Source organism: Micromonospora cynarisoli, assembly GCF_030518815.1.
GTDB lineage: Bacteria > Actinomycetota > Actinomycetes > Mycobacteriales > Micromonosporaceae > Micromonospora > Micromonospora wenchangensis.
This window is the reverse complement of the sequence record NZ_CP130426.1, coordinates 5,710,639-5,724,106: the sequence shown is the minus strand read 5'-3', so window position 1 is coordinate 5,724,106 and position 13,468 is coordinate 5,710,639. Positions and strand designations below refer to the sequence as shown.

General features: G+C 72.8%; 15 protein-coding genes and 1 tRNA gene. 1 reads left to right on the top strand and 15 read right to left on the bottom strand.

Annotation, left to right across the window (positions count from 1 at the left end; translation table 11 throughout):
* Positions 1-75: 75 nt before the first annotated feature.
* From Q2K16_RS25215 to Q2K16_RS25180, 8 genes are all read right to left on the bottom strand, one after another.
* Complete coding sequence (locus tag Q2K16_RS25215) at positions 76-879, bottom strand: 3'(2'),5'-bisphosphate nucleotidase CysQ (protein WP_302746604.1); 804 nt, start codon at positions 877-879, stop codon at positions 76-78.
* A 117-nt stretch (positions 880-996) separates the two neighbouring features.
* Positions 997-1,587 carry an aminoacyl-tRNA hydrolase gene (gene pth, locus Q2K16_RS25210; RefSeq protein WP_302740659.1) on the bottom strand — a complete coding sequence of 197 codons (591 nt, stop codon included), beginning with the start codon at positions 1,585-1,587 and terminating at the stop codon, positions 997-999.
* Between the two features lie 99 nt (positions 1,588-1,686).
* Positions 1,687-2,379: a 50S ribosomal protein L25/general stress protein Ctc gene (locus tag Q2K16_RS25205; protein WP_302740658.1), complete on the bottom strand. Its 693-nt coding sequence runs from the start codon at positions 2,377-2,379 to the stop codon at positions 1,687-1,689.
* A 290-nt stretch (positions 2,380-2,669) separates the two neighbouring features.
* Complete coding sequence (locus Q2K16_RS25200; RefSeq protein WP_145917824.1) at positions 2,670-3,650, bottom strand: ribose-phosphate diphosphokinase; 981 nt, start codon at positions 3,648-3,650, stop codon at positions 2,670-2,672.
* An 87-nt stretch (positions 3,651-3,737) separates the two neighbouring features.
* Complete coding sequence (glmU, locus tag Q2K16_RS25195; protein WP_368052507.1) at positions 3,738-5,237, bottom strand: bifunctional UDP-N-acetylglucosamine diphosphorylase/glucosamine-1-phosphate N-acetyltransferase GlmU; 1,500 nt, start codon at positions 5,235-5,237, stop codon at positions 3,738-3,740.
* A 102-nt stretch (positions 5,238-5,339) separates the two neighbouring features.
* Positions 5,340-5,411, bottom strand: a tRNA-Gln gene (locus Q2K16_RS25190).
* 46 nt (positions 5,412-5,457) lie between these two features.
* Positions 5,458-5,961 (bottom strand): hypothetical protein, encoded by a 504-nt coding sequence (locus tag Q2K16_RS25185; RefSeq protein ID WP_302740657.1) that lies wholly within the window; start codon positions 5,959-5,961, stop codon positions 5,458-5,460.
* Entirely contained in the window at positions 5,921-6,205 is a 285-nt protein-coding gene (locus tag Q2K16_RS25180; RefSeq protein WP_302740656.1) for a helix-turn-helix domain-containing protein, read from the bottom strand. Before Q2K16_RS25180 ends, Q2K16_RS25185 begins: the two co-directional genes overlap by 41 nt.
* A gap of 403 nt (positions 6,206-6,608) precedes the next feature.
* Here Q2K16_RS25180 and Q2K16_RS25175 point away from each other — a divergent pair, with 403 nt between their 5' ends.
* Positions 6,609-7,298 (top strand): TetR/AcrR family transcriptional regulator, encoded by a 690-nt coding sequence (locus Q2K16_RS25175; protein ID WP_302740655.1) that lies wholly within the window; start codon positions 6,609-6,611, stop codon positions 7,296-7,298.
* A gap of 8 nt (positions 7,299-7,306) precedes the next feature.
* Here Q2K16_RS25175 and Q2K16_RS25170 read toward each other — a convergent pair whose 3' ends face one another.
* The 7 genes from Q2K16_RS25170 to Q2K16_RS25140 form a co-directional block, all read right to left on the bottom strand.
* The gene (locus tag Q2K16_RS25170) at positions 7,307-7,768 is read right to left on the bottom strand and encodes a DUF4383 domain-containing protein (protein ID WP_302740654.1); all 462 of its coding nucleotides are present in this window, start codon (positions 7,766-7,768) and stop codon (positions 7,307-7,309) included.
* 111 nt (positions 7,769-7,879) lie between these two features.
* The gene (locus Q2K16_RS25165; protein WP_302740653.1) at positions 7,880-8,335 is read right to left on the bottom strand and encodes a DUF4383 domain-containing protein; all 456 of its coding nucleotides are present in this window, start codon (positions 8,333-8,335) and stop codon (positions 7,880-7,882) included.
* A 90-nt stretch (positions 8,336-8,425) separates the two neighbouring features.
* On the bottom strand, positions 8,426-10,228 hold the full coding sequence (locus Q2K16_RS25160; RefSeq protein WP_302740652.1) for an ABC-F family ATP-binding cassette domain-containing protein: 1,803 nt from the start codon (positions 10,226-10,228) through the stop codon (positions 8,426-8,428).
* 240 nt (positions 10,229-10,468) lie between these two features.
* A complete protein-coding gene (locus tag Q2K16_RS25155) occupies positions 10,469-11,422 on the bottom strand; it encodes a 4-(cytidine 5'-diphospho)-2-C-methyl-D-erythritol kinase (RefSeq protein WP_302740651.1) in 954 nt (317 codons plus the stop codon).
* On the bottom strand, positions 11,419-11,559 hold the full coding sequence (locus Q2K16_RS25150; protein ID WP_302740650.1) for a hypothetical protein: 141 nt from the start codon (positions 11,557-11,559) through the stop codon (positions 11,419-11,421). The genes Q2K16_RS25155 and Q2K16_RS25150 overlap by 4 nt, the downstream gene beginning before the upstream one ends.
* Before the next feature lie 9 nt (positions 11,560-11,568).
* Positions 11,569-12,438 (bottom strand): 16S rRNA (adenine(1518)-N(6)/adenine(1519)-N(6))-dimethyltransferase RsmA, encoded by an 870-nt coding sequence (rsmA, locus tag Q2K16_RS25145; RefSeq protein ID WP_302740649.1) that lies wholly within the window; start codon positions 12,436-12,438, stop codon positions 11,569-11,571.
* Positions 12,439-12,470: 32 nt separating this feature from the next.
* The gene (locus tag Q2K16_RS25140) at positions 12,471-13,370 is read right to left on the bottom strand and encodes a TatD family hydrolase (protein WP_302740648.1); all 900 of its coding nucleotides are present in this window, start codon (positions 13,368-13,370) and stop codon (positions 12,471-12,473) included.
* Between the last annotated feature and the right edge of the window lie 98 nt (positions 13,371-13,468).

Below are 13,468 nucleotides of genomic sequence, written 5' to 3'. Positions count from 1 at the left end.
ACGGGCTCGATCGGCGCGGATCCGTACATGGATTCCAGACCTTTCCGGTCGGACAAATCAAAAACAGCGCTCAGGCTACCCGGAATGCCTCTGCAGCGCTGCAAGCAACCGGCTGGCGAGATCCTTGCGGCAGACCAGCAGGTCAGGCAGGCGCGGATCCGCCTCGTTGTATCTCAGCGCAGAACCGTCGATTCGGGAAGCGTGCAGCCCGGTGGCCGTCGCCACAGCGACCGGTGCCGCCGAGTCCCACTCGTACTGGCCGCCCGCGTGGATGTAGGCGTCCACGTCACCTGTCACCACCGCCGCGATCTTCGCCCCCGCCGATCCCATCGGCACCAAACTGGCGCCCACGTCCTCGGCCAACGCGGTCAGGAACGCCGGCGGCCGGCTCCGGCTCGCCGCCAACCGCAGCGTACGGTCACCCGAGGTGGCCGCCTCCACCGTCATCGGCGGGTACGCCGGCGGATAGTCCGTACCCAGCACCCGGTGCTGCGCCGGCAACCCCACCGCCCCCGCCACCAGCCCGTGCGGCGTCGGCGCGTTACGCGCCCAGAGCGCCACGTGCACCGCCCAGTCGGCGCGGCCCTCCTCGGAGAACTCCCGGGTGCCGTCCAACGGGTCGATGATCCACACCCGGTCGGCGGTCAGCCGGGAGACGCCACCCGCGGTGCCCACCAGCCGCGACCCCTCGTCCTCCTCGGAGAGGACCGCGTCACCCGGCCGCCACTTCGCCAGCTCGCTGCGGATCAGGTCGTGCGAGACCTTGTCCCCGGCCGACTTCAACGCCGCCGCGTCCGCGAACCCCTTCTCGGCGCGCAGCCCCAGCAGGGCCTGCCCGGCCCGGTCCGCCAACCAGCGGGCGAACGCGCCGTCGATCATCGGAGGACTGCCCACGAACTCGCTCCCGTCGCCTACCACGGCCCGCGCGCGGTCGCGCCACGCCAGAACGCGCAGACTACCGCCAACGCGAACGCGCCACGCGTACGCCCCCGCGCCTCAGGCCCCGTGGTACGCGTTCTGGGTCGGCTCGACCCCCTTGGTGACCACCGACTCCACCACGTCAGCGGCCCGGTCCACCAGAAACTCCAACTCCTTGCGCTCCGCGGTGCCGAAATCCGACAGCACGAAATCCGCCGGGTCCTGCCGCCCCGGCGGCCTGCCGATGCCGAACCGCACCCGCACGTAGTCCTTCGTCCCCAGCGACTTCGACATCGACCGCAGACCGTTGTGCCCGCCCTCGCCGCCGCCCAGCTTCACCCGCACCTGCCCGTACGGGATGTCCAGCTCGTCGTGCACCGCGATCACCCGGTCGGCCGGGATCTTGTGGAACTGCGCCAGCGCGGCCACCGGCCCACCCGAGAGGTTCATGTACGTCTGCGGCTTGAGCAGCACCAGCTTCGGCCCACCGAAACCGATCCGCCCCTCGGCGACGTCCGCCACCACCCGCTTGTACCGCCCGAACCGCCCACCCAGCCGTACGGCGAGCAACTCGGCGACCATGAAGCCGACGTTGTGCCGGTTCCCGGCGTACTCCCGACCCGGGTTGCCCAGGCCGACCACCAGCCACGGCCCCGTCTCGTCCGTCACGTCCCGTACCTCCCGCTCGCCGTCTGCGCGCCGCCGCTGCCCCGATACGCCGGCAGGCGCCCCCGCGACGGGAGCGCCTGCCGTGAACGGTACGACCGGTCAGGCCTCGGTCTTCGCCTCGGTGCTCTCCTCGCCCTCGGCGGCCGGAGTCTCGGCGCCCTCGGCGGTCTCCGCACCCTCGGCGGCCTCCTCGCCCTCCGTCGCCGGGGTCTCGACCTCCGGCAGGGTGGCCTCCAGCTGCTCGGCGGTCGGGGCGGCGGTCACCGAGGCGACCGTCTGCTCCGCGTCGGCGGCAAGCTCCACACCCGCGGGCAGCTCGACGTCGGCGGCGGTGACCTGGCTGCCGGCCTCCAGGCCCTCGATCGACGCCTCCAGGTGGTCCGGCACCTTCGTGGCGTCGGCGGTCACCGACAGGGTGTCGTGGTCGTGCACGATCAGGGTGTCCCGCGCGGCCTCACCGGTCAGCTGGACCGGAACCTCGACGGTGACCTTCTCGCCCCGACGGACCAGCAGCAGGTCCACGTGCTCGAAGCTGTCCCGGATCGGGTCACGCTGGATCGCCTTCGGCAGCGCCAGCACCTGCGTGCCGTCGCTGACCTCGATCGCGAAGAGCTGGTTGGCACCGCCCTTACGGATCGCGGCGGCGAACTCCCGCGCCGGGAGCGCGATGTGCTTGGGCTTCTCGCCGTGACCGTACAGCACGGCGGGCACCTTGCCGGCCCGACGGGTACGACGGGCACCACCCTTGCCGAACTCCGTACGGGGCTCGGCGCTGATCTTTACCTCGGACACGGGGAAACTCCTGATGCTAACGCTACGGCGGCTTGTCGTCTGGCGGTGCTGGGGCGAGGGGCTCGCTTGGGGCTCATGCGTCATGAACGACTGCCCGGAGCACCGCGTCGATGACGGTGCCTCCGTGCGGCGCTCGATCAGCGGCCCGCCGGGCACCCTCGCCGTGGCAACCGCACCAGTCTACCCGAGGTCTTTCCGCGCCTTGCGGCAGTCCCCGTCCTGCGCCGTCGCCCCGCGCGTCGGACCGGGCGACGCCGGGCCGGTCGCACCGACCGGCCGGCGCGCGGGCGTCAGCTCAGGCCGCCGAAGAGGGTGGTCACCGACCCGTCGTCGAAGACCTCCCGGATCGCCCGCGCCAGCAACGGCGCGATCGACAACACGGTGAGCTTGTCCAACTGCTTCTCCGGCGGCAGCGGCAGCGTGTTCGTCACCACCACCTCGGTGATCGGGCTGTTCTTCAACCGCTCGGTCGCCGGGTCGGACAGCAGGGCGTGGGTGGAGGCCACCACGATCTCCGCCGCACCGGACTCCTTGAGGATGTCCGCCGCCTTGGTGATCGTCCCACCCGTGTCGATCATGTCGTCGACGATCAGACAGACCCGGCCCTCGACCTCACCGACCACCCGGTTCGCCACCACCTGGTTGGGCTTCAACGGGTCGCGGGTCTTGTGGATGAACGCCAACGGGCAGCCACCGAGACGGTCCGTCCACCGCTCCGCCACCCGTACCCGTCCCGAGTCCGGGGCCACCACCGTCATCGGCCGGCCGGCGAACTTGTGCTCCACGTACTCGGCGAGGATGTCCATCGCGAACAGGTGGTCCACCGGGCCGTCGAAGAAGCCCTGGATCTGCGCGGTGTGCAGGTCGACGGTGAGGATCCGGTTCGCCCCGGCCGTCTTGAGCAGGTCGGCCACCAGCCGCGCCGAGATCGGCTCCCGACCGCGGTGCTTCTTGTCCTGCCGGGAGTACGGGTAGAACGGCAGGACCACGGTGATCCGCTTCGCCGAACCCCGCTTCAGCGCGTCGATCATGATCAGGGTCTCCATGACCCAGGTGTTGACCCCGTGCGTGACGGACTGCACCACGAAGGCGTCCGAACCACGCACCGAGTCCCGGAACCGTACGAAGATCTCACCGTTGGCGAACTCGTACGCGTCGGAAGGGGTCGGCGCTACACCGAGCACCTCACCGATCTCCTTGGCCAACTCCGGAAAGCCACGTCCGGAAAAGAGCATCAGGCTCTTGCGGTTTTCGGCGACGATGCTGCCCATGGGCCCGTCTGCTCCCGTTGGTCGGTGGTGCCCGGCGGCGGTGGGCCGGGGCTATTCGGTTGCAGTATGCCCCGACCACGGCGACCCTCACACCGTCTCGGCACCCCCGTGGATTGCCTCACCTTCCCTTGCCGACACCGGCCCACCCGACGCATCCTCACCAGCCGCCCGGGCCTGCTCGGCGGCCCGCGCGGAGACCGTGCCCGGCCGGTTACGCAGCACCCACCCCTCGATGTTGCGCTGCGGCGCCCGGGTCACCCCCAACGCCCCCGGCGGCACGTCCTGACTCAACGCGCTGCCCGCCGCCACGTACGCCCCCGCGCCCACCTCGACCGGCGCGATCAGGTTCGTGTCGCAGCCGACGAACGCACCGTCGCCGACCACCGTGCGGTGCTTGTTCACCCCGTCGTAGTTCACGAAGATCGTCGCCGCGCCGATGTTCGCCTTCGCGCCGATCGTCGCGTCCCCCACGTACGACAGGTGCGGCACCTTCGCACCCGGCCCGACCTCGGAGTTCTTCACCTCGACGAACGTGCCCACCTTCGCCCTCTCGGCCAGCCGCGCCGCCGGCCGCAGGTAGGCGTACGGGCCGACGCTCGCCCCCGGGCCCACCTCGGCGCCGGTGGCGTGGCTGCGCAGCACGGTCGCCGCCGGCCCCACCACTGTGTCGATCAACGTGACGTCCGGCCCGACCACCGCCCCGGCCCCCACCACCGTGGCTCCCCGCAACTGGGTGTTCTGGTCGAGCACCGCGTCCCGTTCGACGGTGGCGGTCACGTCGATCCAGGTGGTCGCCGGGTCCAGGATCGTCACCCCGGTCCGCATCCACGCCTCGTTGACCCGGTCGCGCAGCAGCCCGCGCAGCCCGGCCAACTCCACCCGGTCGTTGCAGCCCAACGTCTCGACGTGGTCGGCGGCCACGTGCACACCCACCGGCTCGCCGGCCGAGACGAGCAGCCCGAAGACGTCGGTGAGGTACTCCTCGCCCTGGTCGTTGTCGGTGGAGAGCTTGCCCAACGCGGCCCGCAGCCGGGCCAGGTCGAAGGCGTAGATGCCGGCGTTGATCTCCCGCAGCGCCCGCTGGGCGGGGGTCGCGTCACGCTCCTCGACGATCTGCTCCAGCCGGCCGGCGGCGTCCCGGACGATCCGCCCCAGCCCGGTCGGGTCGGGCACCTCGGCGGCGAGCACCGTGGCCGCCGCGCCCTCACCCTCGTGCGCCGCGACCAGCGCGTCCACCGTCTCGGCACGCAGCAGCGGCACGTCCCCGTTGATCACCACGACGGTGCCGGTGGCGTCCGGCACCGCGTCCAGCGCGATCCGTACGGCGTGCCCGGTGCCGAGCTGCTCGGCCTGGAGCACGGCGGTGGCGTCCGGGGCGACCTCGGCCAGGTGGGCGCGGACCTGCTCGGCCCCGTGCCCGACCACCACCACGGTCCGGTCCGCGCGCAGCGGCCCGGCCGCGGCCAGCACGTGACCGAGCAGCGTCCGGCCGAGCAGTGGGTGCAACACCTTGGGCAGCGCCGACTTCATCCGCTTACCCTCCCCGGCGGCGAGCACGACGACGGTACGGCGGTGGGGCTGGGACACGGGTGGGCTCCCGTCGGGGAAGGCGACAGTCTCGCCGCCATGCTAGCCAGACTTCGGGGGCACTTCGTCCCTTACCCCGATCAGGGAGGAGGTGACGGACGGCTCGGCCGCCAGGGTTCGAACCTGAAACACGGGTACCAAAGACCCGGGTGTTGCCAATTACACCACGGCCGAATGTGACGCAAGACAGCTTAGCGCCTCCCTCGGCCGGCCCCCACCCCTATGTGATCTCCCCGGTGAGTGCCGCGACGACACCCTCGATCTTCCAGTACAGCTCCCGGCTTCTCGGCACGTCGACCACCAGGCAGCCGTGGTAATTCTCGCCGGTGTTGTGCCGCGTCGTCGGCTGGTGGCGCTTGAGGGTGGGCCGCCGGAACCGGTCCGGTGGCAGATCCAGCGTCTCGGCCCACCAACGCTGCGCTGCCGCCGCATCGGCCGACTCGTGGATGCTCACCCGGTAGGTGGGCACGTCCCGTTCGACCCCGCAGGCGGCGAGGAAGCGCAGGAACAGCCGGAGCAGCCCGGCATCGGTGTTGACGAACTGCACATGGTCGTGACGTCGCCAGGGCTTGGACTTGGTGCCCTCGCACCAGTAGAGGGCCGCGCCGAGCAGCAGCACCTCGCGGTCGGCGAGTCGCCCCACCGTCTCCCGCATCCGGCTGTGCACCTCGGCCTGCGCGGTGTCACGTGTCGCGCGGTGCGTCGCCCACCGGTCGTCGTTCATCGCCTTGGCCCGCGCCCGTCGTCGCGCCCTCCTCGTCCGGGTCGAGGGGGAGGTGGCGTACCCAGAGGTAGGCGGTGGACTTCGCGACGCCCAACCGGGCCGCGATGTCGCCGACCGAACGGCCCTCGCCGCGCAGCGCCACCGCCGCCGCGCGCAGGTCGTCGCGGGCGGCGGGGCTTCGGGTGCGGGCCGGAGGTGCACCGTCGCGGAGCCGGCGCACCTCCGCCGCTGTCGGATCGGTCATGGTCGGCAGGTTAGGACACCCGTATGACAGCGTACTCATTCACGTGCGCCACTGTGGACGGACCGCGGGTTACGGTGACGTAGGCGTATCCGATCGCTGCGAGGTGCCGTGTCGAGCACCCGCCGGCCCGAAGCCGCCCACCCAGGGTCCCCAGTCGCGGGGCATCCTGATCGCCCTCCGTTCGCGATGCGGCCGGGCGACCGGAGCGGGCCGGCGCGGTGCACGACGTGCGGTGGCCACGGCCGCAACGGGTGGCGGCGAAGCGGGTGCGGGAGCCGTTGCCGCGCTGAACCCGGCGGTGCCCCGGGGCGTCACCTGGCAGGATGGCCGGGTGACCGAGACAGACGGGCACGACCGGAGCATTCCACGACAGGGCGTCACCGAGCGCCGGCGAGGTGACGAGATGGCGCAGCCCCCGGGTGGGGAGAACACCGGCACACGACGGGCGGTGCCGGCGGCGGGCGCGAAGCCGGCGGCGCGGGTACGGATGTCGGCCGCGCAGCGGCGCGAGCAGTTGATCGCGATCGGCCGGCAGGTGTTCGCCGAGAAGGGGTTCGACGCGACCTCGATCGAGGAGGTGGCGGCGCGGGCCCGGGTCTCCAAGCCGGTGGTCTACGAGCACTTCGGCGGCAAGGAGGGCCTGTACGCGGTGGTCGTCGACCGGGAGGTGCGGGCACTGCTGGACCGGATCGCCACGGCGTTGACGGCCGGTCACCCGCGGGAGTTGCTGGAGCAGGCGGCGCTGGCGCTGCTGGGCTACATCGAGGAGGAGACCAGCGGGTTCCGGGTGCTGGTGCGGGAGTCGCCGTTGATGTCGGCGGCCGGCAACTTCAGCAGCGTGATGAACGACGTGGCGCACCAGGTGGAGCACATCCTGGGGGCCGAGTTCTCCAGCCGGGGTTACGACCCGAAGCTGGCCGAGCTGTACTCGCAGGCGCTGGTGGGGATGGTGGCGTTGACCGGGCGCTGGTGGTTGGAGGTCCGTCAGCCGCGTAAGGAGACGGTGGCGGCGCACCTGGTGAACCTGGCCTGGAACGGGTTGTCGCACCTGGAGGCCCGGCCGGGTCTGATCACCGGACGGCCGGGTGGCTGAGCGACGGGTCAGCGGGCCGGGTGGAGCCGGTCGGCGCGTTCCTGGGCGGCGTGCTCGTCGGTGCCGATCTTGTCGTACAGGCCGGTGGCGAGGAGCAGCAGGCCGAACAGCAGCGAGACGATCACCGTCGACATCGAGAAGTTGAGGAAGTTGGCGCGGGTCTGGAGCACGCTCATCATCGCGATGCCGGTGACCATGAATACCACCCCGGCGGTGAGGTTCATGACGTGCCCGAGATTGCCGCGCCGGGACGCCCCGATGATCAGGACGACCCCGAAGACGACCGACACCAGCGAGAACGCCAGGTTGGTCCGTAGGCCCAGGGCCCAGTGGCCGCCTCGGGCGAACAGCGGCTCACCCCAGGTCTGTACGACGCCGAGCACGCCGAACACCAGGATGTAGAGGCCGACGAGGCCGGCGAAGACCCGGTACAGCGGGCGGGCCGGGTGGTTGACCGGAAAGTGCGCCATGGCCCCTCCCTGCGCGGACGACGTGTCGGGACGATTGTCTCCCGTCGCGCCGTCGGGCGTCGGAGAAACGCCAGGTCGCGCCGTATCCCGGCCCGCGCGCCGCGGAGCGGGTCAGAGCACCAGGCGGGCCTTCTGCCAGGCCTCCTTCTCGTCCTCGGTGCCGACCTTGCCGTACATGCCGACCATCAGCAGGACGAGGCTGAGGGTCATCAGCACGATCACCGTGAGGATGCTGAAGTTGGCGACGTTGGCGTCGGTCTGGAGGAAGGCCAGGCCGGCGAGGCTGATCACCATCAGGGTGTAGGCCAGCCACTGGTTGATCGCCACGTCGAGGTTGCGGCCGATCACCGTGCCGACCAGGATGACCACCCCGAACAGCACGGACAGCAGCGAGAACCCGAGGTTGGTGCCCTGGCCGAGGACCTTGGTGTCGTCCTGGGCGAAGACGTCGTTGCCGGCGCTGGCGATGACGCCGAGCACGCCGAAGACCACGAGGTAGAGACCGATGAGCCCGCCGATCGCCCGGTAGACCGGCCGCGCGGGGTGGTTGACGGGGGTGTGGGCCATGACTGTGTCTCCAACGCCGTTCGGGTGAGGGTCGCCGACGATTGTCCCGTACGGCGGGGTGTGACGCCGCACACGGGGTCGTCCCTGGTCCTACAGGGGCGGGATCTCGTCGGCGAGGGTCAGCCAGGTCTCCTCGGTCCGCTCGCGTTCGGCGCGTACCTCCTTGAGCTGCGCGTCGAGGTCGGCGACCCGGGCGTAGTCGGTGGCGTGCGTGGCGAGCTGGTCGAGGAGGGTGGCCTCCTTCTGGTCGAGCTTGCCGATCTGCCGTTCCAGTCGGGTCAGCTCCTTGCGGGCCTGCCGGGCCTCGGCGGCGGACATGCCGACCCCGGCGGGGGCGTCGGGGGTGGGGGCGGGGCCGGTCGCCGTCCGGGCGGAGCCGGGGCCGGCGGCGCGGGCGAGGTATTCGTCGACCCCGCCGGGCAGGTGCACCAGCCGGCCGTCGCCGAACATCCCGTACGCGGCGTCGGTGACCCGTTCGATCAGGTACCGGTCGTGGCTGGCCACGATGATCGTGCCGGGCCAGGAGTCGAGCAGGTCCTCCAGGGCGGCGAGGGTGTCGGTGTCCAGGTCGTTGGTGGGCTCGTCGAACAGCAGCACGTTGGGTTCTCCGGCGAGCAGCCGGAGCATCTGCAACCGGCGGCGTTCCCCACCGGAGAGGTCGCCGACCGGGGTCCAGAGCCGCCGGTCGTCGAAGCCGAACACCTCGGCGAGCTGGGCGGCGGAGATCTCCCGGTCGCCGAGCTGCACCCGCCGGGCGACCTCCTCGACGGCCTCCAGGACGCGCAGGTGGCCGGGGAGTTCGGCGAGTTCCTGGGAGAGGAACGCGGGCTTGACGGTGGAGCCGGTGTGGAACCGGCCGCCGTCGGGGCGGGTGATGCCGGCGAGCATCCGCAGCAGGGTGGTCTTGCCGGCGCCGTTGCGCCCGAGGACGGCGATCCGGTCGCCGGGGCCGACCTGCCAGGTGGTGTCGTGCAGGATCTCCTTGGGGCCGGCGTGCAGCCGGACGTGCTCCAGGTCGTACACCTGCTTGCCGAGCCGGGCGGTCGCCATCCGCTGCAACGACATGGTGTCGCGCGGCGGCGGCACGTCGTCGATGAGCGCGTTGGCCGCGTCGATGCGGAACTTCGGCTTGGAGGTGCGGGCGGGCGGGCCGCGCCGCAGCCAGGCGATCTCCTTACGGAGCAGGTTCTGCCGGCGGGCCTCGGTGGCGGCGGCGACCCGTTCCCGTTCGGCGCGGGCCAGCGTCCAGGCGGCGAAGCCGCCCTCGTAGGCCCGGACGGTCTGGTCGGCGACCTCCCAGGTGGTGGTGCAGACCGCGTCGAGGAACCACCGGTCGTGGGTGACCACGACGAGCGCGCCCCGGCGGCCGACGAGGTGCCGGGCGAGCCAGTCGACGCCGCCGACGTCGAGGTGGTTGGTGGGTTCGTCGAGGATGAGCAGGTCGGATTCGCGGACCAGCAGGGCGGCCAACGCCACCCGGCGGCGCTCGCCGCCGGACATCGGGCCGACCGGCTGGTCGAGGCCGAGGTGGGGCATGCCGAGGCCGTCGAGGATCGCGCGGACCCCGGCGTCGCCGGCCCACTCGTGTTCGGCGCCCATCCCCTCGGCGAGCCAGGCGGTGCCGAGCACCACGTCCCGCACGGTGGCCTCGGGGGCCAGGGTGAGGGCCTGCGGCAGCCAGAGCACCCGCAGGTCGCGGCGGTGGGTGACCCGGCCGTCGTCGGGGTCCTCCTGCTTGGTGAGCATCCGCAGCAGGGTGGACTTGCCGGCGCCGTTGAGGCCGACCACGCCGATCCGGTCGGCGTCGTCGAGGCCGAGGGAGACGTCGGTGAGCAGCGGCCCGGCGGCGCCGTACCCCTTGGACACCCGGTCCAGGTTGACGATGTTGGCCACGGTCCCACCTTTCATGATCAAGGCGTCCCGGTGCCGGCGGGCACCTCGGGACGCCTGGGGCAAGGGTACGCGGACACCCGCGCCGCCCCACCCGCCCGTGCCGGAACCGGGGCCGGGCCGCCTCGAACAGCAGGTCGGGGCACGGTGATCAACTCATCGGGACTGATGTTGCGGGTTGCCGGTCGTCGGACACCGCAACACCGGCCCACGCGAGTCGATCTCGCCCTCCGGGGCGCGGGATCAGCCGACGCGGGCGCCGGGCACGGGTCCGTGCGCGACCCGGGTCTCCCGGCACACCCCGGCGGTCTGCACCTCGGCGGCGATCCGCTGCGCGTCGGTGGCGTCGCGGGCGAGGAAGACGCAGGTCGGGCCGGAGCCGGAGACGATGCCGGCGAGCGCCCCGGCGGCCTCCCCCGCCTTCAACGTGTCGGCCAGGGCCGGGCGCATCGACAGGGCGGCGTCCTGGAGGTCGTTGCCGAGGCAGCCGGCGAGCACCAGGGGGTCGCGTTGGCGCAGCGCGCCGAGCAGGCCGTCGGTGCTGCCCAGCGGGGTGCCGGCGGTGCCGGCGGCACGCAGCCGGTCGAGTTCCCGGTAGGCGGCGGGGGTGGACAGGCCACCGTCGGCGACGGCCACCACCCAGTGCCAGGAGGTGGGGCGGGCCAGCACCGGGCTGACCGCCTCGCCCCGGCCGGTGCCCAGCGCGGTGCCGCCGTGGATCAGGAACGGCACGTCGGAGCCGAGGTCGGCGGCGATCCCGGCCAGTTCGTCGCGGGACAGCCCGGTGCCCCACAGGGCGTCGCAGGCGACCAGCGCGGCGGCGGCGTCGGCGCTTCCCCCGGCCAGCCCACCGGCGAGCGGGATCTGCTTGCGCAGGTGCAGCCGGGCGTGCGGCAGCACCCCGGCGTAGCCGGCGAGGGCGTGTGCGGCGCGGATGGCCAGGTTGGAGTCGTCCAGGGCCAGCTCGCCGGTGCCCTCGCCCTCCATGGTCAGGGTGAGGGTGTCGCCCCGGCGGGCGGTCAGCTCGTCGTAGATCGAGATCGCGTGGTAGACGGTGTTCAGCTCGTGGTACCCGTCCCGGCGCAGCGGACCCACCCCGAGGTGCAGGTTGACCTTCGCGGGGACCCGGACCCGCACCGGGCCGCTGCTGCCCCGGCGCTGGTCGTCATCGTCGTCCGGTCGCCAGGCCTCGGTCACCGGGTGACGTCCCACCGGCACGGGCGGATGTCGAACGGCATCTCCACGGTCAGCTCCTCGGCGGCGTCGGCGGCCGGCGGCGTACCGGCCGGCAACCAGGTCGTACGCGCAGGTGCGGCGTGTCCCTCGGCGGGCACGGCGTCAGCCTACTGTGCGGTGGTGGCGACGGTCGGAGCCGACGCGGCGATCGCGGCGAACTGCTCGACGGTGAGTGACTCCCCGCGTGCGCCGGGGTCGACCCCGGCGGCGGTGAGCGCCGCGGCGGCCCGGTCGGGGCCACCCGCCCAGCCCGCCAGCGCGGCCCGCAACGTCTTGCGGCGCTGGGCGAAGGCGGCGTCGACGACGGCGAAGACGGCCTGCCGGGGCACGTCGTCGCGGGGTGGTTCGCGGCGGGTGAAGGCGACCAGTCCGGAGTCGACGTTCGGCACCGGCCAGAACACGTTCGGTGGCACCCGGCCGGCGGCGCGGGAGCGGGCGTACCAGGCGAGCTTGACCGACGGGATGCCGTACACCTTGGAGCCGGGGCCGGCGACCAGCCGGTCGGCGACCTCCTTCTGCACCATCACCAGACCGTGCCGCAGGGTGGGCAGTTCGGCGAGCAGGTGCAGCACCACGGGGACGGCCACGTTGTAGGGCAGGTTCGCCACCAGCGCGGTGGGCGGCGGGTCGGCCAGGGCGGCGGCGGTGATCCGCAGCGCGTCGGCCCGGTGCACGGTGAGCCGGGCGGCGTCCGGGCCGGCGTGGGTGGCAGCGGTCTGCGGCAGCGCGTCGGCCAGCACCTGGTCGATCTCCACCGCGTGCAGGTGCGCGGCGGCCGGTAGCAGGGCCAGGGTGAGCGAGCCGAGGCCGGGGCCGACCTCCAGCGCCACGTCGTCGGGGGTGAGCCCGGCGGCGGTGACGATCCGGCGGACGGTGTTCGGGTCGTGCACGAAGTTCTGGCCGAGCTTCTTGGTCGGGTTGACGCCGAGGCGCGCGGCGAGTTCCCGGATCTCCGCCGGGCCGAGCAGGCCGGTCACGCCCCGAAGCGTAGTCGCGGGTCGCGGGCCGGTCACCACGGCCCGAAGACCCGCTCGCCGGTGGCGGAGATGGCGGCGCACAGCTCGTCGAGGTCGGCCCCGGTGGTCTCGGCCAGCGACCGGACCGTCAACGGGATCAGGTACGACGCGTTGGGCCGGCCCCGGTGCGGCATCGGGGTCAGGTAGGGCGCGTCGGTCTCGACGAGGAGCTGGTCGATCGGGGTGAGCGCGGCGGCCTCGCGCAGCGCGGCGGCGCTGCCGAAGGTGACCGTGCCGGCGAAGCTGAGCAGGTGGCCCCGGCGGACGCACTCGCGGGCGAAGTCGGCGTCGCCGGAGAAGCAGTGCAGCACCACCGTGTCGGGGGCCCCCTCGTCGTCGAGGATGCGCAGCACGTCGGCGTGGGCGTCCCGGTCGTGGATGACCAGGGCCTTGCCGTACCGCTTGGCGATGGCGATGTGGGCCCGGAAGCTCTCCTCCTGGGCGGCCCGGCCGTCGTCGCCGGTGCGGAAGAAGTCCATCCCGGTCTCGCCGACGCCCCGGACCCGGTCCCGGGCGGCGAGCGTCTCGATCTCGCGCAGCGCGGCGTCCAGGTCGGCCAGCCGGGGTGCCTCGTTGGGGTGCAGCGCCACGGTGGCGAGCACCGCCGGGTACCGGTCGGCGACGTCGGCACCCCAGCGGGACGAGTCGACGTCCACGCCGACCTGCACGAGGCGGTCCACGCCGACGGTGGCGGCCACCTCGATCGCGGCGGCCACCGGGTCGGCGGCGTCGCCCCCGCCGGGCACCCCGGCCTCGCTGACGGTGATGTCGAGGTGGGTGTGGCTGTCCAGCACGGGGCGGGGCAGCGGCGGCGGGGCGGGCGGGAACTCGCCGGCCCGGCGGGCGGCACGCTGCTTGCGGGATTCGGTCCGTTCGGTCATCGCGGCCAGCATCACACACCGGGGGTGGCCGGTGGCACCGACCCGCAGCCGGCCCGCGCGGGCCGGGAGTGTTCCCGGGCGGCCACCGGATGTTCACCGGGGCGGAACCT

Coding starts and splice junctions, on each gene's coding strand:
- Q2K16_RS25170 (WP_302740654.1), bottom strand. CDS start 7,768: ATGGCGCACTTTCCGGTCAACCACCCGGCCCGCCCGCTGTACCGGGTC.
- Q2K16_RS25140 (WP_302740648.1), bottom strand. CDS start 13,370: ATGCTGGCCGCGATGACCGAACGGACCGAATCCCGCAAGCAGCGTGCC.
- Q2K16_RS25165 (WP_302740653.1), bottom strand. CDS start 8,335: ATGGCCCACACCCCCGTCAACCACCCCGCGCGGCCGGTCTACCGGGCG.
- Q2K16_RS25180 (WP_302740656.1), bottom strand. CDS start 6,205: ATGACCGATCCGACAGCGGCGGAGGTGCGCCGGCTCCGCGACGGTGCA.
- Q2K16_RS25200 (WP_145917824.1), bottom strand. CDS start 3,650: ATGGGCAGCATCGTCGCCGAAAACCGCAAGAGCCTGATGCTCTTTTCC.
- Q2K16_RS25215 (WP_302746604.1), bottom strand. CDS start 879: ATGATCGACGGCGCGTTCGCCCGCTGGTTGGCGGACCGGGCCGGGCAG.
- Q2K16_RS25175 (WP_302740655.1), top strand. CDS start 6,609: ATGGCGCAGCCCCCGGGTGGGGAGAACACCGGCACACGACGGGCGGTG.
- Q2K16_RS25185 (WP_302740657.1), bottom strand. CDS start 5,961: ATGAACGACGACCGGTGGGCGACGCACCGCGCGACACGTGACACCGCG.